Annotated in this window: 19 protein-coding genes and 1 tRNA gene; 2 read left to right on the top strand and 18 right to left on the bottom strand. The window is 48.3% G+C overall.

Annotated elements, in window-relative coordinates; genetic code table 11:
- Positions 1–12: 12 nt before the first annotated feature.
- The 9 genes from IEY24_RS27650 to smpB all read right to left on the bottom strand — a co-directional run bounded on the left by IEY24_RS27650 (position 13) and on the right by smpB (position 10,683).
- Positions 13–636 (bottom strand): c-type cytochrome, encoded by a 624-nt coding sequence (locus IEY24_RS27650; RefSeq protein ID WP_188938535.1) that lies wholly within the window; start codon positions 634–636, stop codon positions 13–15.
- Positions 636–1,166 (bottom strand): DUF3341 domain-containing protein, encoded by a 531-nt coding sequence (locus IEY24_RS27655; RefSeq protein WP_188938536.1) that lies wholly within the window; start codon positions 1,164–1,166, stop codon positions 636–638. The genes IEY24_RS27650 and IEY24_RS27655 overlap by 1 nt, the downstream gene beginning before the upstream one ends.
- Positions 1,167–1,214: 48 nt before the next feature.
- Entirely contained in the window at positions 1,215–2,648 is a 1,434-nt protein-coding gene (nrfD, locus tag IEY24_RS27660) for an NrfD/PsrC family molybdoenzyme membrane anchor subunit (RefSeq protein WP_188938537.1), read from the bottom strand.
- 51 nt (positions 2,649–2,699) lie between these two features.
- Complete coding sequence (locus tag IEY24_RS27665; protein WP_188938538.1) at positions 2,700–5,795, bottom strand: TAT-variant-translocated molybdopterin oxidoreductase; 3,096 nt, start codon at positions 5,793–5,795, stop codon at positions 2,700–2,702.
- 45 nt (positions 5,796–5,840) lie between these two features.
- Positions 5,841–7,115 carry a c-type cytochrome gene (locus IEY24_RS27670; protein WP_188938818.1) on the bottom strand — a complete coding sequence of 425 codons (1,275 nt, stop codon included), beginning with the start codon at positions 7,113–7,115 and terminating at the stop codon, positions 5,841–5,843.
- A gap of 294 nt (positions 7,116–7,409) precedes the next feature.
- A tRNA-Cys gene (locus tag IEY24_RS27675) sits at positions 7,410–7,480 on the bottom strand.
- 86 nt (positions 7,481–7,566) lie between these two features.
- Positions 7,567–9,363 (bottom strand): 30S ribosomal protein S1, encoded by a 1,797-nt coding sequence (gene rpsA / locus IEY24_RS27680; RefSeq protein WP_188938539.1) that lies wholly within the window; start codon positions 9,361–9,363, stop codon positions 7,567–7,569.
- Between the two features lie 206 nt (positions 9,364–9,569).
- Entirely contained in the window at positions 9,570–10,079 is a 510-nt protein-coding gene (locus IEY24_RS27685; RefSeq protein WP_188938540.1) for an HNH endonuclease, read from the bottom strand.
- Positions 10,080–10,224: 145 nt separating this feature from the next.
- The gene (smpB, locus tag IEY24_RS27690) at positions 10,225–10,683 is read right to left on the bottom strand and encodes an SsrA-binding protein SmpB (protein ID WP_188938541.1); all 459 of its coding nucleotides are present in this window, start codon (positions 10,681–10,683) and stop codon (positions 10,225–10,227) included.
- 58 nt (positions 10,684–10,741) lie between these two features.
- On the opposite strand from smpB, the gene IEY24_RS27695 reads away from it, so the two are divergent.
- The gene (locus tag IEY24_RS27695) at positions 10,742–11,215 is read left to right on the top strand and encodes a nuclear transport factor 2 family protein (RefSeq protein WP_188938542.1); all 474 of its coding nucleotides are present in this window, start codon (positions 10,742–10,744) and stop codon (positions 11,213–11,215) included.
- A 76-nt stretch (positions 11,216–11,291) separates the two neighbouring features.
- Here the strand turns inward: IEY24_RS27695 and accD are convergent, their stop codons facing one another.
- Positions 11,292–12,134 carry an acetyl-CoA carboxylase, carboxyltransferase subunit beta gene (gene accD / locus IEY24_RS27700; protein WP_188938543.1) on the bottom strand — a complete coding sequence of 281 codons (843 nt, stop codon included), beginning with the start codon at positions 12,132–12,134 and terminating at the stop codon, positions 11,292–11,294.
- Positions 12,135–12,352: 218 nt separating this feature from the next.
- On the opposite strand from accD, the gene IEY24_RS27705 reads away from it, so the two are divergent.
- A complete protein-coding gene (locus tag IEY24_RS27705) occupies positions 12,353–12,895 on the top strand; it encodes an NADPH-dependent FMN reductase (RefSeq protein ID WP_188938544.1) in 543 nt (180 codons plus the stop codon).
- A gap of 35 nt (positions 12,896–12,930) precedes the next feature.
- On the opposite strand, the gene ftsZ is transcribed toward IEY24_RS27705, so the two are convergent.
- The 8 genes from ftsZ to mscL form a co-directional block, all read right to left on the bottom strand.
- Positions 12,931–14,373, bottom strand: coding sequence for a cell division protein FtsZ (gene ftsZ / locus IEY24_RS27710; protein WP_188938545.1), 1,443 nt, complete (start codon positions 14,371–14,373; stop codon positions 12,931–12,933).
- Between the two features lie 35 nt (positions 14,374–14,408).
- Positions 14,409–15,755 carry a cell division protein FtsA gene (ftsA, locus tag IEY24_RS27715; protein WP_188938546.1) on the bottom strand — a complete coding sequence of 449 codons (1,347 nt, stop codon included), beginning with the start codon at positions 15,753–15,755 and terminating at the stop codon, positions 14,409–14,411.
- Positions 15,756–15,770: 15 nt separating this feature from the next.
- Positions 15,771–16,469 (bottom strand): cell division protein FtsQ/DivIB, encoded by a 699-nt coding sequence (locus IEY24_RS27720; RefSeq protein WP_229223299.1) that lies wholly within the window; start codon positions 16,467–16,469, stop codon positions 15,771–15,773.
- Positions 16,470–16,572: 103 nt separating this feature from the next.
- Positions 16,573–17,976, bottom strand: a complete 1,404-nt coding sequence (gene murC / locus IEY24_RS27725; protein WP_188938819.1) for a UDP-N-acetylmuramate--L-alanine ligase — start codon at positions 17,974–17,976, stop codon at positions 16,573–16,575.
- An 18-nt stretch (positions 17,977–17,994) separates the two neighbouring features.
- Positions 17,995–19,092: an undecaprenyldiphospho-muramoylpentapeptide beta-N-acetylglucosaminyltransferase gene (gene murG / locus IEY24_RS27730; RefSeq protein ID WP_188938548.1), complete on the bottom strand. Its 1,098-nt coding sequence runs from the start codon at positions 19,090–19,092 to the stop codon at positions 17,995–17,997.
- Between the two features lies 1 nt (position 19,093).
- Positions 19,094–20,248, bottom strand: a complete 1,155-nt coding sequence (locus IEY24_RS27735; protein ID WP_188938549.1) for an FtsW/RodA/SpoVE family cell cycle protein — start codon at positions 20,246–20,248, stop codon at positions 19,094–19,096.
- A gap of 56 nt (positions 20,249–20,304) precedes the next feature.
- Positions 20,305–21,648, bottom strand: coding sequence for a UDP-N-acetylmuramoyl-L-alanine--D-glutamate ligase (gene murD, locus IEY24_RS27740; RefSeq protein WP_438821078.1), 1,344 nt, complete (start codon positions 21,646–21,648; stop codon positions 20,305–20,307).
- A 152-nt stretch (positions 21,649–21,800) separates the two neighbouring features.
- Complete coding sequence (mscL, locus tag IEY24_RS27745) at positions 21,801–22,130, bottom strand: large-conductance mechanosensitive channel protein MscL (RefSeq protein ID WP_188938550.1); 330 nt, start codon at positions 22,128–22,130, stop codon at positions 21,801–21,803.
- Positions 22,131–22,146: the final 16 nt, after the last annotated feature.

A 22,146-nucleotide genomic window follows, 5' to 3' on the forward strand; every position in this document is an offset into this window, starting at 1 on the left:
TCAAAATTGTACTTAAGCCCCTTTCTGCAATTTCTGTACGTAGTGTACGATCTTCCAGCGTTCTTCCGGATTGATCTGCGATCCGTGAGGCCACATGCGCGCTTTCCCGTGTGTGATCACGTGGAAAATATGTCCCTCATTCAGGTTCTTATAAGCGTCGCTTGCGTAGTTGGGAACACCTTTGTACATCGCTCCCACTTTTCCGTCACCGGCGCCGGTTGCACCGTGGCAGTGCTGGCAATATCTGTCGTACAATACCTTTCCTTCTGCCAAAGTCTTCTCGTTCAGAGGAACCGGGTTTTTAAGTACTCTTTCCGCAATCTCAATGCTATCGGCGGGAATGTTGTATACCATCAGATCCACAACGGCTGAATCAGAGTTACCGAATTGCGTATGATAGTTACGTCTTGCAACGGTACCAGCCACCGGCAGACGCATGGTTAATCCCTGCGGGTTGATGGGGTTGGCTTTTTCCTGCTTGTATGGTTCATAACCTACGGGCAGGTACATGTTTGGTGCATATTCCTTTCCGGGATTGTTAGGATCCTTTTTACAACCAGCGGCAGCAGTAAGCAATACGGCAGCAACCAATAGATATTTATATAAATCTTTAAATTTCATTGCTTTAAACTCCATTAGAATTGCTTAATGTTGACTTCTTCTGCGCCGCTGTCTTTCAACGCTCTCGATATCTCCTCTTCGCTCATCGAGTTTCTGCTCACCTCGATCGCCATAATGAACTTGTTGTCTGTAGCCCGTACATCAAACCTTGGATGGAAATGGGTACCGGGTCCAAGTCCATTTGAAATCAAGAAGGTAATCACCATACCGAATGCAGTAAAAAGTACTGTTCCTTCGAATGTAATGGGGATATAGTTAGGAATCGAGATAGGATCTTTACCACCGATGATCATCGGCCAGTCATATCCCATTGTCCAAATCATTAACGTCAGCACGCAGCAGCATCCTGTCACGCCAAACATAAAGGCAGCGATACCGATACGCGTTCTTGGGTGCCCCAGTGCTTCGTCCAACCCGTGGATAGGGAATGGAGAATATACTTCTTTAATTTTCACACCGGCCTTTCTCAACTTGGGAACCGCGTGAAGAACAGTATCGTCATCGTCGTAAACTCCGACCAAATATTTACCAGATAATTCTGCCATACTATTACTTAATTATAATCTCTATAATTCGCTTTTACGCAATGCTTTTTATTCCTGATCCTTATTGTAAGCGGGTTCGGCAGCTCCGCGCTGTCTTACTTTTGCAACTCCGGCGATCTTAGCAGGCAGCTGCGCAGAAGTTGAACGCAATACCGCTTTTACTTCCGCCATGTTTACTACCGGCAGGTATTTCGAGAACAGGAGGAACAATGTGAAGAACAAACCGAAGGAGAAAATGTAGTCCCCGATATCATATCTCGTTGGAGAGAACATCGCCCAGCTTGAAGGAATGTAGTCACGGTGCAGAGAGGTTACGATAATTACGAAACGCTCGAACCACATACCAATATTTACCACAACAGAAATGAAGAATGTAAACGTGATGCTGCGACGCAGTTTTCTTGACCAGAAAAGCTGCGGAGAGATTACGTTACAGGTCATCATCGCCCAGTATGCCCACCAGTAAGGGCCGGTCATACGGTTGAAGAACGCGTAGTATTCGTATTCAACCCCACCGTACCATGCGATAAAGAATTCGGTAATATAGGCCACACCTACTACCGAACCGGTCAGCGTGATTACCTTGTTCATCGTCTCGATGTGTTCGAGGGTGATGTAATCTTCAAGTTTATAAACTACACGCGTGATAAGCATCAGGTTTTGTACCATCGCAAATCCGGAGAAGATCGCACCCGCAACGAAGTACGGAGGGAAGATGGTCGTGTGCCATCCCGGAATCACCGAGGTAGCAAAGTCCATACTTACAATGGTGTGTACCGAAAGTACGAGTGGTGTAGAAAGACCCGCAAGGATCAGAGAGATGTATTCGTAACGAGCCCAGGTTTTCGCTGAACCGTCCCAGCCCATTGCAAATGTGCCGTACATGAATTTCGAAACTTTGCTCGTAGCGCGGTCGCGGATGGTAGCAAGGTCGGGAATGAGACCGATGTACCAGAAAACCAGTGAAACCGAGAAGTAAGTACTGATCGCAAATACGTCCCAAACGAGCGGTGAGTTGAAGTTAACCCACAATGAACCGAACGCGTTTGGCAATGGAAGAGCCCAGTAAGCCATCCAGGGACGACCCATGTGCATCAAAATAAAAGAAGCAGCACAAATTACGGCGAAGATCGTCATCGCTTCCGCTGCACGGTTGATGGAAGTTCTCCATTTCTGGCGGAAGAGCAAGAGGATCGCGGAGATCAGCGTTCCCGCGTGACCGATACCCACCCACCATACAAAGTTGGTGATGTCCCAGGCCCAACCTACTGTTTTATTCAAACCCCAAACTCCGAGGCCTTCCCACCAGGTCCAAGCAAGACACACAGATCCGTATGCCAGTACGATGAGCGAAAGGCCGAAAGCAATTTTCCATTCTTTCGTTGGAGCTGCCTCCACGTGCCGGCATATGTCTTCCGTTACGTCCGCGTACGTTTTCCCACCTTGAATCAGCGGTTCTCTTACAGGTGAAGTAACATGCATACTACTATTTATTTATAATGATTGGATCGTCAATAATTCTAAACTCTGATATTAAGCGTGCTCTTTCTCAACCTTCTCTGCTTTGGCGGCAGCATCCTTGTTCCGGATTTTGGTGAGGTAAGAAATCTGCGGACGAACGTTGATTTCTTCCAGCATGTGAAATGCACGTCCTTCTCTTTCGACTTCAAGCAGTTTCGAAATTCTGCTTTCCGGATCGTTCATATCGCCAAAAGTAATCGCGTCTGTCGGGCATGAAGATGCACAAGCCACATTTACTTCACCGTCAACAATGCGTCTTCTTTCCTTCTTCGCAGTCAGTTTTGCTTCCTGGATTCTGTGAACGCACATCGAGCATTTCTCGATAACCCCTCTTGAACGTACTGTTACATCAGGGTTAATGACCATTTTACCAAGGTCATTGTTGAATGCATAATCGAAGTTGTCGTTATCAAAATATTTGAACCAGTTGAAGCGACGTACTTTATAAGGGCAGTTGTTTGCACAATACCTTGTACCTACGCAACGGTTATAAGCCATTTGGTTCAAGCCTTCCGAGCTATGGGTCGTTGCCAATACAGGACATACCGTTTCGCAAGGAGCATTGTTACAGTGCTGGCAAAGCATTGGCTGGAACGTTACCTCAGGGTTTTCAGAAGCAATTTCCAATCCACGCAAATCTTCTACATCTGCATCGCTGCTGTAATAGCGGTCGATACGCAGCCAGTGCATTTCACGGGCATTGATGATTTCCTGACGACCTACAACTGGGATATTGTTCTCGTTCTGGCAGCTGATCACGCAAGACCCGCAACCGAAGCAGGTGTTCAGGTCGATCACCATACCCCACGAGTGGTTCTTGTATTTGTGGCCGTTCCAGAGCGACAAGTCTGTTGCATCAACCTCGCCTTCGGAAGTCTGGATTTTCGGAACAAAGCGTCCCGCCATCGGATCCTTCTGGAAGTGAGCCAATACTGTCTCTTGCAGAACCGACTTCCGGTTCATTACTGTGCTGTGCGTCTGAGTTTGAGCGATTTCGCGCGTCTCGCCTGTTTTCGAAACAGTTACCTCGCCTGGTGTGAAGTTCAGGAAGCCGTCGGTGAATGTGGCAAACGGGAATACGTTCTTACCAACACCATTGGCAGATTTACCCGCTTTCTCGCGTCCGAAACCAATTGCTACTGCTACTGTTCCTTGTGCAAGGCCAGGCTGAATGATCACCGGCAATTCAACCGATTTACCTTTCACATCTACTTTCACGACGTCACCCTGCGCAAGGCCGAGTTCGGTGGCAGTTTTTTGTGAAAGACCTGCGTGGTTATCCCAGCAAGCTTTTGTGATCGGATCGGGGTTTTCCTGCAACCATGGGTTGTTTGCAGCGAAGCCGGTACCTAAACCTACGTTTTCGAAGATCGCCAGTTCAAGTCCTGATGACGATGCTTTGTATCTCTTTGCAATCGCAGCGGCAGCGGTAGGAAGGTTTCCGGCGAATGTTGCGCCAGCACCCGTGGAGGCCGAAGCCACATCCAACACACCGTCGTGGAGCGATTTAATCCAGAATTTCTCGAAGTCACCTCCTCCGGCTTGCGGATAGATGTTTTTTCTCCAATAGGCTTTTACATATTCATGGTAGTCAGCCGAAGCTCCTGCCCATTTCAAAAGCGATGATTGCGCCTGACGAGTGCTGAAAATCAAGCTGATCGCCGGCTGCATCAAGCTATATGATCCTGCAACGGGTTCTGCATCACCCCATGATTCGAGGTAGTGCGGTGCAGGAAGAATGTATTTCAAAAGTGAAGATGTTTCATCTGCACGGTCGTTGAACGATACGCTCAATGAAACCTGTGGCAATGCGCCTGCCAGCTCAGCACCACGTGGGTGGTCGTAAACCGGGTTAGCACCCCACAAAATCAATGCAGAAACTTTACCGCCTTTAACCTCGTCGATCAACTGGTTGGTAGCGATATCGTTACCCTGGCGATAGTTTACAGGTTTATCCAGATTGATAGTCGAACCGTAGCTTCCCAGCAGGCTGTTCAGCGCGTTCACTATTACTTGCACCGAAGGATCGTTGATGCCCGATACAACCAATGCCTGTCCTTTTGCCGCAACAAGTTCAGCTGCTGCTTTGTCCAGTTCAGGAATGCTCAATGCAGGCGTGGCAATAGAAGCGCCGCCCAGTTTCGCTGCTACTTTGTTGTAAAGTGCCGCTGCTACCAGACCGATCTGTGAAGGTTTTACCGCAGTACGGTAATCCGCATTGGCGCCAGTCAGTGAAAGCGTCGATTCGAACTGATACAGGCGGGACATTTCCTTTTTACCCTCTTTATCACTGCTTACACGACGTGTTTCGGCAAACTGTTTCGAGAATGTATCAGGGGCAAGCCATGTTCCCAGGAAGTCGCCGTCGATGCCTACGATTACTTTCGCTTTGCTGAAATCGTAAGACGGGATAACCGCTTTGCCGAATGACAACTCATTACCTTTTACAATTGCGTAAGAGGAGTTGGCATCGTATACGACATGGGTTGTGGTTGGATATTTTGCAGTAAAATCTGCAATAACCGCCTTGGTCGACGGGCTCAATATCGTGGAAGTAAGGATACGGATGGCTCCGCCCTTTGCTGCGATCTGTCCAAGCTGATCAGCGATCTCCTTGTCGACAGTTTCCCAGCTTACTTTTGTGTCTTCTCCTTTTTTAGGGCCTTTCAGTTTTTCGTTATCGTACAAGCCGAGCAACGAAGCGTGTGCCCGTGAGCTCACACCGTAAGATACTTTTGAAAGGGAATTGCTTTCTATTTTAATTGGCCGGCCCTCGCGGGTTTTGACCAGGATACTCGCGTAATCTCCACCTTCTGCGTAAGTGGATGCATACCAGTTAGATATAGTAGGAAATTCGCCTTCCGGCTTATTAACGTAAGGGATGGCTTTCTTGACCGGTGCTTCGCAGGCAGCGAGGGATACAGCCGCCATTCCAAAGCCCAAAACTTTAAGGAAATCACGGCGATGGGTACCTACGCCATCCACCAGGCTTTCATACTGACTTTCGGTCGGTGCGCTTGGGAACTCTGAACTTGCATCTTTTACAAACTTCTCATCATTCCTCAGCTCTTCAAGTCCCCGCCAGTATCTTTTATTAGTATTTTCCATAAAACTATTCAATACAATGAGTTGTATCCGGTATTAATTTCTTGATTAGTAGTGGCACTTAGAACATTCCAGACCACCAATATCCGCTACTTTCAAAGCCTCTTTACTTTCAGAAGCGTGCAACTGTACCAGCTTATCGTAGTACTGATTGTCTTTGGTATTTACCTCAGTTTTACGGTGACAATCAATACACCATCCCATCGTCAGTGACGAACGTTGCTGTATTACTTCCATTTTCTCCACCTCGCCGTGGCAGTTCTGGCATTCCAGGCCACCTACGTTTACGTGTTGTGCGTGGTTGAAGTAAGCCAGGTCGGGCAAGTTGTGAACGCGCACCCATTCGATAGGCTGGTTGTTCTCGATAGAAGTATAAATCTTTTGAATTTCAGGAGATTCTTTCTTGATAACACCGTGGCAGTTCATACAGATGTTAGCAGAAGGGATGTGCGCCGACTTACCGCGGTTAACACCGGTGTGGCAATAGTTACAGTCGATTTTATATTCGCCTGCGTGCAGTTTGTGAGAGAAAGAGATAGGCTGCTTAGGAGCGTATCCCTGCTGAACGCCCACATTAAACGCTCCGTCCAAAGTCGACTTCAAAACGAGCAGGACGAATATCCAGAGTGTCGCAGAACGGATAGCCGGATCGACCGTGATTCTTTTCAGCAAACCCCCGAAACCTTCACCGGCAGGAGCCTCGGTTTCAGCTGATCCGCCTTTAACGGCTTTGGACAGAAGCGATACGATAACCAGCAAAACGCCGAGTACCAGTACCATTACTACTACCAATGCAGCTAATACGATCACGAACAGATCGGAAGGCGCGCCGCCTTTGGCATCACCGGCAGCAGCCGTAGCACCGCCAGCAGCTGCACCACCCGCAGCAGCGGCAGGAGCAGCAGACGCCTGATCCACATAAGCGAAGATCGCTTTGATATCATCGTCCGAAAGATTCGGGAAGCTCGTCATCTGAGCTTTCGAATATTCGTTGTAAATTTTGACAGCGTAAGCATCGCCTGATGCGATCACCGCTGAAGAGTTGCGTACCCATTTCGAGAGCCAAGCAAAATCGTGACGAGAACTTGCGCCTTTCAGACCCGGGCCAACTACACGTTCGTCAGTCGGAGCGTGGCATTGGGCGCAGTTATTTTTGAAGATCGACTCACCTTTTGCAGCATCTCCACCACCGGCAGGTGCCGCGGCGGCAGTAGCAGTGCTATCCTGCGCAGATACTAAAGTAGGTACGCTTAAAAAGATAGCTAAGAGGATAGCTACAAAGGTTTTTGAGTAATTAAAGAAGGAACAAAACTTAGCGTCCATTCGGAATGGTATATTCATAATCAACTATTCATTATTCTTCAACAGACAAAACTAGCTCACGATTTTTTATCCACAAAAGTATTTAAGGGATATTTTACCCCACCATCTTATTTATAATTTGTCTAATTTGCATCCCTAATTTAACCCGGGTTACAAAAATTCTACGCGCTGATTTTCAATCAACTAGCAAAAAAAATACCATTTGGAGCTCTCTCAAAAAGCTTAATCCAAATGGTATTTTTCATGCATTTTATTGTGTGCAAAATCTGGGGAAAATGACCACAATTCAAGGGGAGGTTCCGAGCGGATTCGAACCGCTGTACGAGGTTTTGCAGACCTCTGCCTAGCCACTCGGCCACGGAACCATTTTTAAAGATTAGCTGCCGGCGCGAGGCTGACAGCTAATCCGGGTGCAAAAGTATTAAAAAATTCTTCCGCACCACAACTTATTTTACTTTTTTCCTTTCTTCTCGCTCTCTTCGAACTGCTCTTTCAAAGCAGACAGAACGCTAAGGTCTCCAAAAGTTGATTTCTCAGCTTCTTTGCTCACGGATTCAGTAGCAGGAGCTTTTGCAGCTTTCGGCTCTTTTCTTTCCTCAGCAGGAACACCTTTCACTTTAGAGTGAGTCAAAACGATTTTCTTCTCGTCTTTCAGGAATTCAAGAACAGTGAAGTCAAGGCTCTCACCTACCTCAGCAAATGTTCCGTCTTCTTTCGCAAGGTTTTTGATAGAAGCAACACCTTCGATTCCGTAAGGAAGTTCGAGTGTAGCGAACTTGTCACCTTTCGCAACGATGGTAGATTTGTGTACTGAACCTACTTCGAAAATGCTCTCGAAAGTATCCCATGGGTTTTCTTCAAGCTGCTTGTGGCCCAGAGCCAGACGACGGTTGTCCGCGTCCAGTTCAAGTACAACTACTTCCAGCTCGTCGTTTACTTTCACGAAGTCGGAAGGATGCTTGATTTTCTTAGTCCATGAAAGGTCAGAAACGTGTACCAGACCGTCAATGCCTTCTTCGAGTTCGATGAACAGACCGAAGTTAGTCAGGTTACGAACTACTCCTTTGTGGCGGGTACCGATCGCATATTTCTCTTTCAATGAACCTTGAGTCCAAGGATCTTCGGTCAATTGTTTGATACCCAAAGACATTTTGCGCTCCTGACGGTCAAGCGTCAATACAACCGCGCTGATCTCGTCGTTCACGTTCATGAACTCCTGTGGATTGCGCAGGTGCTGAGACCATGACATTTCAGAAACGTGGATCAGACCTTCTACGCCTGGTTTGATTTCAAGGAAAGCGCCGTAGTCAGCAACATTAACGATGCGACCTGTAACTTTCGATCCAACCTGGATTTCGTCTGCCAGAGAATCCCATGGGTGCGACTGGAGTTGTTTCAAACCAAGAGAAATACGTTTTTTCTCTTCGTCGAAGTCCAGAACAACCACGTTCAGTTTCTGATCCAGTGACAACAGGTCAGATGGGTGATTGATACGGCCCCATGAAATATCAGTAATGTGCAACAGACCGTCAACACCACCAAGGTCGATGAACACACCGAAGTTGGTCATGTTTTTGATCACGCCTTCCAGTACCTGACCTTTTTCAAGGTTGTTCAGGATCTGCTGACGTTGTGCTTCGAGGTCTTTTTCGATCAGGATTTTGTGAGATACTACTACGTTATCGTTAGCGTAGTTGATTTTCACAACTTTTACTTCCATACGCTTTCCGACGAATACGTCGAAGTCGCGGATTGGTTTCACATCGATCTGTGAACCCGGCAAGAATGCTTCAATGCCGAAAATATCAACGATAAGACCACCTTTGGTTCTTCTCTTAACATTTGCATCGATAACAACATCCTCATCGAATGATTTCTGGATGTTATCCCATGCAGTGATAACTTTCGCTTTTTTGCGTGAAAGTACCAGCTGACCTTGTGCGTCTTCCTGGTTCTCTACGTAAACTTCCACTTCGTCGCCGATTTTCAAACCTGGCAGGTCGCGGAATTCATTGGATGAAACGATACCATCAGATTTGAAACCGATGTTAAGAATCACCTCGCGGTCTGTAATACCTACTACAACACCTTTAACTACTTCTTTTTCCGAAACCGGAGAAAGGGTAGTTTCATACATTTGTTCCAGACGGGTACGGTCAGCAGATGAATAAGCAGTTCCGAAACCCTTGTCTGATGCTTTATCCCAATCGAATTCGGGAAGCGGTTGATTTTGTTTTTCCTTAGACATAAATAGGAATAATGGCTCTTGGATACATCAGCCGCCGAGCTAAACGGCTGAAAATTAGTTCAACAAGTATTTTTGAAAAATTAGGACGCAAAATTACGCGATTCCAGATTAAATTCCGAAGGGTTGGATAATTTAATTTGGAAACTGGGCGAAGGTGCACCATTCAGGCGCTTAAAAGTCTGCTCGTCAGCCGGATAAAGGGAATTTCAGCAATGCCGCTCTTTCGATCCGAGGTAGGGCAGCCACTCTACATCAGCCATGCCCGAAAAGTCCCGGATGAACATTAAAAAAGAAGGCCGGAACGGTCGCTGCTTTAAGGGCATGTCAACCTCTTCCGGCGTATGGTCTCCTTTGCGGGAGTTGCATCTTTTACATGCGGTGGCCAAATTGTCCCAGGTGGTTTTCCCTCCCCTGCTTTTCGGCATCACGTGGTCCAGCGTCAGATTATCGTGGGTTCCGCAATACTGGCACCTGTTGCCGTCCCGCTTGAAGAGGTTTTGTCTGGTCATGACTACGCCCCTGTATGGTATGTGTATGTAGCGATGGAGGCGTATGACGACTGGCATGGGATACCTGTCGTTGACAGTCCTGAGATGTTCCTGTTGAGATTCGGCGAGCATTTCCGCTTTCTTCATATAAACCAGCAAAAATGCCTTCGGAACCGTGCAAACACTTAGTGCGCTATAATCTTGATTCAGAACCAGTACTTTACCCATGAGCCCTGTGGTAGTTAATTCCCACAATATAAGAATTTTTCACCAGAAAAAGACGATCCGGTATTTTCCAATATTGTTGTAAAAATCTATCCGAAAGTGCCCATTATCACCTCATTAGCACTTTTCACACTCGCCGGGGCGCGTATTAATAACCAGCCCGATCGTTCTCCCGCTTCACGTCGCGCTCCTTGATACTGTCGCGCTTGTCATAAAGCTTCTTGCCTTTCGCTAATGCAATATGCAACTTCGCTAAGCCACGCTCACTGGTGAACAATCGTACTGGCACAATAGTAAGCCCCTGGTCTTTCAATCCTTCTGTCAATTTCCTCCGCTCCCGCTTGGTAATCAACAGCTTGCGGTCGCGCATGGGTTCGTGATTGTAATGCGTACCTTCTGTGTAAGGTGAAATGTGAAGGCTGCGAATGAACAACTCTCCATCCATAAAAAAACAGTAAGCATCCTGAAAATTGACCTTACCCTGCCGGATCGATTTGATTTCGGTGCCCGTGAGCACCATACCGGTCGTGAACTCTTCCAGAAAGAAATACTCGAACGAGGCCCGTCTGTTCCTTATATCTACTTTTTTGACTATTTTTTCCGACATATCGACTCCCAAAATTTACAAAGGGGCTCAAAATTAAGTTTTTGTTAAAACTATACCAATGAAACGTATTAGCCATTTCCTAACACTTGCATTACTCGCAAACACACTTTCGTATGCAGCAAACGCCGCCACACGCCCATCGGACGAAACCGATGCCCGCCAGGTGGTTGATAAACTGTTCGACGGAATGCGAAACGGCGACTCTACCGCCGTACGCAGCGTGTTTACCAAACAATGCACATTAACCTCCATTTCCAAAAATGCCGCCGATTCCACCGTCGTGCACAAAGGTACCGTGGACAGCTTCGTAAAGGCCGTCGGTACACCGCACAAGGATAAATGGGACGAACGCATTTACGAGGTCAAAGTCTCCATCGACGGGCCAATGGCCGTCGTTTGGGCACCCTACAAGTTTTATCTGGGCGATAAGTTTTCGCATTGCGGCGTCAACGTCTTTAATCTGATCAAAACAAACACCGGCTGGAAGATCAACGATATTACCGACACGCGCCGGAAAGATGCCTGTCCCTGATCAAATGAATCGAACACCATAATAGCAAAGCGGCCCGCCAGATAACCTGACGGGCCGCTTTGCTAAATAATAGTACCTATTTGAGCATATTCAGCAGGCTTGTCAATTTATCTTTCAAATCCTTACGGTCGACAATAAAGTCAAGGAACCCATGTTCCAGCACGAATTCGGCACTTTGAAAACCTTTTGGCAGGTCTTTGCCGATCGTCTCACGAATAACCCGAGGGCCCGCGAAACCGATCAATGCCTCCGGCTCCGAAATGTTGAAGTCGCCGAGCATTGCATAAGAAGCCGTAACACCTCCGGTTGTAGGGTCGGTTAGCAATGAAATATAAGGCACCTTGGCTTCCGACAATTGCGCCAGGCGTGCGGAGGTCTTGGCCATCTGCATCAGCGAAAATCCCGCCTCCATCATCCGGGCTCCTCCCGACTTCGAAATCATCAGGAACGGGATCTTCTTTTCGAGGGCATAAGAAATCGCACGGGCGATTTTCTCACCTACCACCGAGCCCATCGAACCGCCGATGAAGCTGAAATCCATACATGCGATCACCAGGTCCAATCCATTCATTTTACCATGACCTGTGCGTACCGCATCTTTCAGCCCGGTCTTCTTCATGGTCGACTTGATCCGGTCGGGATAAGCCTTCGTATCTACGAAGCCCAGCGGGTCGCCGGATATGAGGTTGGCATCGAGCTCGATAAACTCGTTGTCATCGAAAAGCAGGTTGAAATACACATCGGACCCCACTTTCTCGTGGTAGTTACAATGCGGACAGGTAAAAGCATTCTGCTTGTGTTCCCTGGTAGGAGTGATTTTTTTGCAATTGGGGCACTGATACCACAAACCGTCCGGCGCTTCGCGCTTCATTTCAGTCGGTGTATTGATACCTTTCTCTTTCCGAATAAACCAGGACATATTTTATGTGGGTTGATTTATGTATAATAATCTGAAAATCAGATAATTATTTCAATTTCATGTTGAATAATGGGCTCAAATATAACAATAATTGTTGTGTATCATGAAAACCGGCCTGGTAACGTGTCGGTTTGACGGTTAGTTTTGCCACTGGTAACGGCATCGAAAGAACAATTTCAAACTTTATTTGTTACCAGTTACAGAACATTAACCGGCACATGACTCCATCCACATCTCCTATCGTGATCATCGTTGGCACTAACCGGCCCAACTCGATGTCCAGGAAAATAGCGGAATATTATCAGGGAATCCTTCAACAACTGCACGCGCCCAGTATTATTCTTGATCTGGTGAACCTGCCCGATGATTTTACGGTCTCGGCATTGTATGCGAACAGCGGTAAGAATGAAGCATTTAACAACCTGAAATCATTGCTGGAACAAACCGACAAGTTCGTATTCATCGTGCCCGAGTACAACGGTTCATACCCTGGCGTGCTGAAAGCATTTATCGACGGACTGCCCTACCCCAACAGTTTCTCCAATAAAAAAGCCGCATTGGTAGGATTATCTTCCAATATGCAAGGCGCGGCCATCGCATTGAGCCATTTGAACGACGTTTTCAGCTACCTGGGCATGAATACGCTCGCGTTACGCGTGAAGCTTGCGCAGATACGCTCGCATTACAGCGATAATGTCATTTCAAATGCATTGTATAAGGAACTGCTTGAAATACAAGCCGGCCAGCTTATTCATTTCTAGGACATTAAAAAAGGGAGCTCGTCGCTCCCTTTTTACTATTTCAGCCAGTGTTGTTCCATTTCATGTGCCGGAATGGCGGGGCGCTTCCAAAGCTCAACCCTGCTCCGGCGAAAAGCCGGACCTTCCAGATCAGCGAATTTCACAAGCCCATCGCGGAATGATTTGATCATCATTTCCATTTTCAGGGCATCTTCGTCCGTCCAGTCGTTCGTCGGCTCGACTTCCGTCAGCGAAATATTGATCGGCTCGAAGCCGTGCGTTACCCTTTCATCTTCCAGAACGAGGTCGATCGAACCCGTCGGCGTATTTTCTTCCAGTTCTCCGGTCAATACCAGTTCCTCTTCATCCACAGCCACCGGTTCGGGAATTTCTTCTTTCGGCTCTTCCACAATCACGGGGGCTTGCAGAGGCTGTCCTTTGACGCCTTTGAGCTGAATACCGGGGATCGGCGATTCGATACTGTCAAAACCAGCCGCCACTACGGTAACCCGGAGCTTATCGCCCAACGAATCGTCGGTGATCGTACCCAGTTTGAACATCCGTGCTTCGCCGCCCACTTGTGAAAGCACATATTGCCAGATCTCGCGCTGCTCCCGCATAGTAGCCTCTTTCTTCTTGCTGGTAGCGAGCGTTACGAGGATCCTTTTCGCGCCGCGGATATCGCGGTCGTTCAATAGCGGCGAATCGAGCGCTTCCTTGATCGCATTCTGCGCGCGATCGGCGCCGGTGGACTCCGACGTTCCCATTACCGACTGTCCGGCACCTTTCAACACTTTCTCCACATCTTTGAAGTCGGTATTGATATTACCGTTGGTGGTAATGATCTCGGAAATACTTTTCACCGCATTGAGCAAAATACCGTCCGCTTCCGCGAAGGCCTGCGTCAATGTCATGTCCTCGTACAGTTCTTCGAGCTTGTCGTTCAAAACCACGAGAACAGTATCGCTATATTCTTTCAGCTGCTCAATACCTTCGAGCGCCTGCTCTTTCTTGTCAAGTCCTTCCCAGGTGTAAGGTGCTGTTACGACAGCCACCGTCAGTTTGCCCATTTCTTTGGCAAGCTGCGCAATCACCGGCGCGGCCCCCGTTCCTGTTCCACCGCCCATACCGGCCGTGATAAAGACCATTTGGGTAGAGCCTCCCAGAAGCCCTTTTATTTCTTCGATCGTTTCCAAAGCCGCTTCCTTTCCTTTCGAAGCATCGGTACCGGCTCCCAGGCCTTGTGTCAAAGTTGCACCCAATTGGATTTTCACGGGTACAGGGCTGTTGGCAAGCGCTTGTCTGTCTGTGTTACAAACCGCAAACTCCACGTCCTTGATTTTTTTCTCAAACATGTAGTTCACAGCATTGCTACCTCCCCCGCCGACACCAATTACCTTGATGATAGCCGGCTCGCCGTGGCCTTCTCCGTTTGGGTCTTTGATGATTTCGTTCACTATATAGTCCTGGTCTAATGCGTGCAACAAGCTATTGTTCATATTCTTTCCGGGGTTGAGTATGCGTGATATGGCTGTTAATAGTCTCCGAGACTATCGTCCTTCTTTCCTATAATACCGGTAATATTATCCCAAAACGTTCCGTTTCGTTTCTGCGCTTCTTTTACCTCTTTCACAGGTTCCTTCTGCACCACATTGCCTGTATTGAATGCCGATGCAGGCCTGCAAACCGATTTTATCCGCGAATCGACCGATTTCAGCCCTGCCCACGCAAGCCCGATGGCGGTATTGAAAGCGGCATTGCTTACCGCGTCGGCTTTGGCAGTCCGTTCCAGGTTCTCAGGGTAACCTACGCGTACCGACATGTCGGTGATTCTTTCAAACAAAGCCTCTATCTCCGGAATGTTTGCGGAGCCGCCCGTGAGGACAAGCCCGCCGATCAGCCTGTCGGCGTAACCCGATTTAATGATCTCCGCATACACCATCGCCGCAATTTCTTTCAATCGCTCTTCGATGATCAATGCTACATTCTTTTTCAAAACCGGTTTGGGCTGGCGGCCGGCCAGGTAATTAATCAGAATTTCTACATTCAAAGGCACGTCAGCCGAAACTGCCACGCCGTATTCCTTTTTCAAATGTTCCGCATTCTCGAACTGAATACCGCATCCTACTTCGAGATCGGCAGTAATGTGCCGCCCGCCAATCGGGAATGACGCGATATGGCGCACAATGCGGTCGTGATAGATGATCACGTCCGTGGTATGGTCGCCGATATCCACCATGGCGATGCCCGCTTTTATTTCATTATCGGTCAATACGGCCAGGCTGGTTGCCAGCGGAGCAAGCACCAGTTTATCGCATTTCAGCGCCTGGTCGGCTTCCGCGAGGCTTTTCTTGGTACGCAACACCGACTGGCTGTTGGCAGAAATCACGAGGAAGTTCCCCCCGAGCTTAATGCCTGTGCGGCCTACCGGCTCACGCACGCCTGTCGAGTTATCCACCGTAAAGTCCATCGGCAATACATGCAGCACATCGAAGTTCGGCTCAATTTTCGCGCGGTACATATCGTCGACCAGTTGGTCGACATCCCGTTGGGTTACTTCTTCGCCCGATGATGCGGAAGGCCTGATCACCCCGTCGCTCTGCGGGCTCACTTTTACGTGCGTACCGCCAAAGCTTACATTTACAACTCCAATATCAAGATCCGACCGGGACGACGCTTCCGCGAGTGCCTCTTTGATCGCGCTGCCAACCTGTTTAATGTTTTCAACGGAGCCATTTACTACTGCTCCTGCCGGCACAGGGACTTCGCTGAAGCCCAAAATCTCGATATTGTTGCGACGCGTCGCTGAACCTTGCGCAGCGACCACGGTTATTTTCGTACTTCCAATATCTACCCCAACTACAATCTTATCGTGTGCCATGCTGATGGTGAATTATTATTCACAAACTATTTGATCCTGAAACTTAACACTAATTCTTTTATACCTGCCCCAATCTTTGCTGAGCACCTTATCGTAAAAGATGCGCAACTTTTTGAATTTGGACTCGAAATCCTCCGCCATACCCAGTTCGATCCGTTGGTCGCCCAGTAATGTCCGAAGGTCTACCTCACCATCCTTATCCACATTCATTTGCGTAACCTGTGCTTTCCAGAACGGGTCGGTGTTCAGAAAACGCAATAACTCCAAAACCTGAGCGCCCTTTTCGGACCTCAGCTTTTGAGGGTTCTGGAAATACGCCCCTGAAACCAGTAACGTTCTTGCTGAATAACTTTCTGATAGAGGAAAAAAAACGCCCTCGTGGTTGATATAGTATCCCGATGTGTTCCGCATTTCCCCATTATCCGAAGTGTTAATCCAGCGCGCAAGCGGTTTCTCCTGCTCAACTTCGACTACTATATTGCCCCTGAGGTCACGAAAAACCTGACATTTCTTAATAAGCTTGTTACGGTTGACGCGGTTTTCCAGATCGTGCAGGGCCACATCGCTGAGCCTGCTCCCGATCAGCGGATCGCCGCCGTTCTCCGTCAGCAGCATTTGCACATCCATTTGGTTCAGAAATCGTGTACCTGAATCGCCCTGGATAGATATTACGAGATTTGTACAACGCTGTTGACCGAGCTTGCTTTCTGCCATACCGATGCCGGCAATTGGCAAAATAAGCCACAAACTACGTTTCAACAAAAGCCATGAATAGTCAAATTTACGTAACATCTTAGTAATATTAAAAATGCTTTGACTAATTATTCGCAACTGGATTTTGCAGCAAATCGCGGATCGGTCCTACCAAAGTATCGATATCCCCGGCTCCGATCGTGACCACAATATCCGTATTTAATTCCTTTAAAAGTTGTAAAACTTCTTCTTTTGCAACCAGTTGTTTATCCGGCGAGGTCACTTTGCCAAGGATCATTTCAGAATTGACACCTTCGATCGGCAACTCGCGCGCGGGGTAAATGTCCAGCAGCAAAAGGCGGTCGGCGAGTGATAAACTTTCCGAGAAGCCCTCCGCAAAGTCGCGCGTGCGGGTGAACAGGTGCGGCTGGAATATGGCCGTTACATGCCGACCCGGATACAAACCCTTTACAGATGACAGGAATGCCTCTATTTCCGTAGGATGGTGTGCGTAATCGTCGATATACACATTGCCTTCTTCCTCAACCTGGTATTCAAAGCGGCGCTTCACTCCTCCGTAACTTTCCAGCGCTTCTTTGATCTTCGCTGGTTCAATACCAATATATAATGCCACTGCACTCGCCGCAATCGAGTTTTCGATATTGTGATAGCCCGGGATTTTCATCGCAATACCTTCGATCACGCCACCGGGATAGATCAGGTCGAATACGAAGCGGGCGTTCTCGATATGGATATTCGCTGCGTGGTAGGGACCGCTATTTAATGAATAGGTAAATACTTTCGCCTTGCTGCTGTCCGCGATTTCCAACCCTTCGCGCATAAACAATGCACCATGCTCGTCGATCTGACTCACATAATCCCGGAATGATTCGAGGACTGCTTCATGCTTACCATAAATATCAAGGTGGTCGGCGTCGGTGGACGTTACGATCGCGATTTCGGGGAACAATGTCAGGAACGACCGGTCGAACTCATCCGCTTCGACCACACAAAAGACCTCTTCCAGTTTGTCGGTAGGCTCATTGAGGAGCAGGTTGGTACCGTAGTTTTGGGTAATACCTCCCAAAAACGCCGTGCTGTTCACATGCGCGTGACGCAGGATGTGCGCTACGAGCGAGGACGTGGTCGTTTTCCCGTGCGTACCAGCAACACCGATCGTTCTCAGGTTTTGGGTTAAAATGCCTAAAACCTGTGAGCGTTTCAGGATCAGAAAATTTTCGTCCCGGAAATAATGCATTTGCTTGTGCTGCACCGGGACGGCCGGCGTGTAAATAACGAGCGTTTGCTGCGGATCGGCAGTAAATGCTGCCGGAATGGTCGAAATGTCATCTTCAAGCGTTACAGGAATACCTTCTTCTATCAGCTTACCGACGAGTGTGGTCATGGTCTTGTCATAACCAGCCACTTCAAACCCATTGGCTTTAAACCAGCGGGCAAGCGCACTCATTCCGATTCCGCCTATTCCTACAAAATAGATATACTTCCAGTTTGTCACAGAGGATGACATCATATTCAAATCTTGGGGTTATTGGATCAAATTAAAAACTTCCGCAGCAATATCGTCGGCCGCGCTGGGACGAGCCAGTTTGTTGATATTCGTTTGCAATTCGCGCTGACGCGTTACATCGTCCAGCAGGGCCAATGCTTGGTCGACCAGCCTTTCGCGCGCTTCCGCGTCTTTCACCAGAATCGCGGCATTGCTGTCGACAAGGTTCATTGCATTCTTGGTTTGATGGTCTTCCGAGGCATATGGAAACGGAACCAGAATCGCCGGTTTTGCAGCCAGGCACAGCTCCGAAACCGACAATGCGCCTGCTCGTGACACCACCACGTCGGCCACGGCATAGGCCAGATCCATTGTATATATAAAGTCAAATGCCTTCACGCGGTCGGTTCCGAGCTTTTCAATGGCAGCTTTGGCTTTATCAACATCGTTTTTTCCGGTCTGCCACAGTACCTGATAACCGGCATCTACCAGCTTGCCCAGCCCGTCAGCAATACTTTCATTGATCGACCGCGCGCCAAGGCTTCCACCCATGACGAATAGCGTCTTCAAACCCTCGCGCAACTCGAATTGTTCCAGAGCCGCGCTTCGTTTCAAATGCACGTAAGTAATGTCGCTGCGTACCGGATTACCGAGCATGGTGATCTTCTCTTTCGGGAAAAAGGCCTCCATACCGGGATAAGCAACGCATATTTTGGCTGCTCTTTTGGCGAGGAACTTGTTCGTAATGCCTGCATAGGAATTTTGTTCCTGGATTAAAGTCGGGATACCGGCCATCGACGCCATCATGAGCAGCGGCCCGCTCGCAAAGCCTCCCACACCCACAGCTACGTCGGGCCTGAAGTCCTTGATCACCTCTTTTGCCTTCATCAGGCTACGGAACATCTTGAACGGAAGGGTCAGGTTTTCCAGTGAAAGACTTCTTTTAATGCCCGCGATGGGAAGTCCTACGATTTTATAACCCGCACGAGGGACCTTTTCCATTTCCATTTTACCCAATGCACCCACAAACAGGATTTCCGTGTCCGGCTCCCGGTGCTGCAATGCATTGGCAATAGCGATAGCCGGGTAAATATGCCCGCCGGTGCCTCCTCCGCTGATAATGATTCTTTTTGCCATGTTAAATGCGTTTTTCCTCGACGATCTCGCCCCGGCTCACGCTGAGGATCATGCCCATTGCAATGCCCGTGAAAAGCAGCGACGTTCCACCCTGACTGAAAAACGGCAGCGTTTGTCCTGTTACCGGCACCAGGCCGACAGTCACGGCCATAGCCGAAAACGCCTGGCTCACCACTATGAATGTCAGTCCCGCCGAAAGCAGCCCGCCGAACGGTCGCTTAGTCGCCTCTATGGCTTTCAGCCCACGGTATAAGAGGATCAGATACAGGACGATCAATGCAGTACCGCCTAGTGTTCCGTACTCTTCCACGGCCACGGCGAAAATGAAGTCTTTCTGAGGTTCGGGTAGGAAACGGCGCTGGCGGCTTTTGGAAACACCTTCTCCATACAACCCGCCGCGGGCCATAGCCATGTAGGATTGCTGGGATTGGTAAACCACGACATCCTTATCAAAAAAGGTCGAAATCCGGCTCTGCGCCGTTCCAGACCGCTGGGTAGAGTTCAGCAAAATGGCGATGGTCGCGAAAAATACCAGACCCAGGGCTGTAAATGCGAGGTAGTGCAGCGGAACTTTGCCTACGAACATCAGTAAAAAGCAAATGCCTGCCAGCATGACCGCCGTCGAGACATTGCTTACGAAAATCAACCCGCATACGACGCCCACGAGTGCGAGCGGCTCCATGAAAAGCTCACGGGTATTCCAACCGCCTTTGATATGCCTCGCCAAAATCAGCGATAAATGTGCCACCAATGCGACCTTGGCCCATTCCGAAGGCTGGAAGCGCTGCCCGATCACGGGGATCTCGATCCAGCGCGCCGCGTCGTTCACCGAAGTCCCGAAAAACATCGTGAATATCAACAGCAGGATAGAGCTCCACACGGCAAGCCGCGTCACATACACGAATTTGATGTACGGCACGCGGTGCACGAAGTACATTACCGCGAGTGAAAGCACGCAAAGCAATGCATGTTTGTAAAGGTAATATTCGGTATTGCCGTCCATCTGGCTGTAAGCGTCCTTCACCGAGGCGCTATACACCACCACGATGCTCCACATCAGCATGATAATGCATATCCCCCATATCCAGGGGTCGCCTTTCAGGTTTTTGCTAAACCATGCCTGGGTATCTTCCCTTGTCTTGTTCAGGAAATCCATATCGTTTGCCGGCTAATGATTTGTTGTCAAGAATAGTCAGTGGTTGTCAGGGATGGTTATTGAACAAGGTTTCTGACAGCAGCTTTGAATTGATCGCCCCGGTCCTCGTAGTTTTTGAACAAATCAAAACTAGCGCAGGCCGGTGAAAGCAGAACGATATCCCCCGGCACGCCCCATTCCCGCCCTTTATTAACAGCATCCTGGACGTCCTCGGTGACATATATTTGCGAGACTTTGCCTGAAAAATAGTTTTTGAGCTTTTCGGGATCTTTTCCCAGCACTATCAGCCCCTTCACTTTATCCCTAACCAGTTCTTCAATCTGCGAATAATCGTTTCCTTTATCCACACCGCCGGCGATCAGGATCACCGGCTGATCGAAGCTTCCCAACGCGTAGAAAACAGAATCCACATTGGTAGCTTTGGAATCGTTGATATAGGTTACGCCACCGATCACTTCCACCTGTTCTAGCCGGTGGGGCGCGTTGGTAAACGATTTCAGGCCTTCGCTGATCTTTCCGGCATCGATACCGAGCAATTGTGCCACTGAAATTGCAGCCAGTGCGTTAATCGCATTATGCGGGCCCTTGATCGGCAACTCGCTGAACGCCTGCCTAAATGCGTGTCCATTAATGCTTGAAATCAACTGCCCGTTTTCGAGATACGAACCTGATTCCAATGCACCTCCCAACGATACCTCCACCTTTCCAACAGCCGGGTTTCTCTTATCGAGCTCCTTTTCAATTACTTCACTTTCTTTGTAATAAATGAAATGATCAGCGGCAGTCTGGTTACGGATAATATTGAACTTGGAATTCACATAATTCTGGAAATCATACCCATAACGATCGAGGTGATCAGGAGTGATATTCAGGAGAACGGAAATATACGGATGGAAATCGATGATATTGTCGAGCTGAAAACTACTGATTTCCAGCACGTAATAATCAAAATACTTTTCTGCGACGGCCCAGGCGAAACTATCGCCGATATTGCCTGCCAGACCCACATTCAAACCTGCCGTTTTCAACAAGTAGTAAGTGAGCAGTGTCGTGGTCGTTTTACCGTTGCTGCCGGTAATAGCTATCAGCTTCGCGTCCGTGTAACGCGAGGCAAACTCTATTTCAGAGATCACCGGAATGCCCTTTTCCTTTAAAGCGACGATTAGAGGCACCTTGTCGGGAATACCCGGGCTTTTTACCACAAGATCACTTTGGAGGATGCGCTCTTCCGAATGCTGCCCCTGTTCAAATGGAATATTTTTACTGTTCAGAATGTCTGCGTACTTCTGATGCAACTGGCCCTTATCCGATAAAAAAACTTCAAAACCTTTGGATTTTGCAAGAATAGCAGCTCCCGCGCCACTTTCCCCACCACCCAAAATCGTCACCTTTTTTTGCACAAGAATCGAATTAAACGTTGAACAATCTGCAATAACCACGAAGGTAAATCTTTTGCCGAAAACTTTTTTTAATGCCCTCCCAATAACACGGATAAAAAAAGAGGCACAGGAAATATGCCTCTCGAATACTATTTATGATCTTTAAACTAGTTCTACTCTTTCTTCAACGATTCCGATAATCTCAATCTGTTAGCCATTTTCACGATCAGGAATATTACCCAGGCGATGAGCAGGAATTGGATGAGAGTCTGGATAAAGTTGCCGTATCTGATCGCTACTTCCGGTGTTTCCCCGACAGCTTCTTTCAGTACCACCTTAAGTTGCGTAAAATCTACTCCGCCAAGGATCAGGCCGAGAATCGGGTTGATAATGTCCTCCACCAGCGAAGTAGTGATTTTCCCGAATGCCGCACCTATGACGACACCGACAGCGAGGTCCAACACGTTGCCCTGGGCGATGAATGTTTTGAATTCCTTTAACATAACAAGATGAGGTTAG

The sequence above is a fragment of the Dyadobacter endophyticus genome (assembly GCF_014641595.1).
Taxonomy (GTDB): Bacteria; Bacteroidota; Bacteroidia; order Cytophagales; family Spirosomataceae; genus Dyadobacter; species Dyadobacter endophyticus.

Bases quoted from the DNA above. Each gene is read 5' to 3' on its own strand.
- IEY24_RS27650 (WP_188938535.1), bottom strand. From the start codon at position 636: ATGGAGTTTAAAGCAATGAAATTTAAAGATTTATATAAATATCTATTG.
- IEY24_RS27655 (WP_188938536.1), bottom strand. From the start codon at position 1,166: ATGGCAGAATTATCTGGTAAATATTTGGTCGGAGTTTACGACGATGAC.
- nrfD (WP_188938537.1), bottom strand. From the start codon at position 2,648: ATGCATGTTACTTCACCTGTAAGAGAACCGCTGATTCAAGGTGGGAAA.
- IEY24_RS27665 (WP_188938538.1), bottom strand. From the start codon at position 5,795: ATGGAAAATACTAATAAAAGATACTGGCGGGGACTTGAAGAGCTGAGG.
- IEY24_RS27670 (WP_188938818.1), bottom strand. From the start codon at position 7,115: ATGGACGCTAAGTTTTGTTCCTTCTTTAATTACTCAAAAACCTTTGTA.
- rpsA (WP_188938539.1), bottom strand. From the start codon at position 9,363: ATGTCTAAGGAAAAACAAAATCAACCGCTTCCCGAATTCGATTGGGAT.
- IEY24_RS27685 (WP_188938540.1), bottom strand. From the start codon at position 10,079: ATGGGTAAAGTACTGGTTCTGAATCAAGATTATAGCGCACTAAGTGTT.
- smpB (WP_188938541.1), bottom strand. From the start codon at position 10,683: ATGTCGGAAAAAATAGTCAAAAAAGTAGATATAAGGAACAGACGGGCC.
- IEY24_RS27695 (WP_188938542.1), top strand. From the start codon at position 10,742: ATGAAACGTATTAGCCATTTCCTAACACTTGCATTACTCGCAAACACA.
- accD (WP_188938543.1), bottom strand. From the start codon at position 12,134: ATGTCCTGGTTTATTCGGAAAGAGAAAGGTATCAATACACCGACTGAA.
- IEY24_RS27705 (WP_188938544.1), top strand. From the start codon at position 12,353: ATGACTCCATCCACATCTCCTATCGTGATCATCGTTGGCACTAACCGG.
- ftsZ (WP_188938545.1), bottom strand. From the start codon at position 14,373: ATGAACAATAGCTTGTTGCACGCATTAGACCAGGACTATATAGTGAAC.
- ftsA (WP_188938546.1), bottom strand. From the start codon at position 15,755: ATGGCACACGATAAGATTGTAGTTGGGGTAGATATTGGAAGTACGAAA.
- IEY24_RS27720 (WP_229223299.1), bottom strand. From the start codon at position 16,469: ATGGCAGAAAGCAAGCTCGGTCAACAGCGTTGTACAAATCTCGTAATA.
- murC (WP_188938819.1), bottom strand. From the start codon at position 17,976: ATGTCATCCTCTGTGACAAACTGGAAGTATATCTATTTTGTAGGAATA.
- murG (WP_188938548.1), bottom strand. From the start codon at position 19,092: ATGGCAAAAAGAATCATTATCAGCGGAGGAGGCACCGGCGGGCATATT.
- IEY24_RS27735 (WP_188938549.1), bottom strand. From the start codon at position 20,248: ATGGATTTCCTGAACAAGACAAGGGAAGATACCCAGGCATGGTTTAGC.
- mscL (WP_188938550.1), bottom strand. From the start codon at position 22,130: ATGTTAAAGGAATTCAAAACATTCATCGCCCAGGGCAACGTGTTGGAC.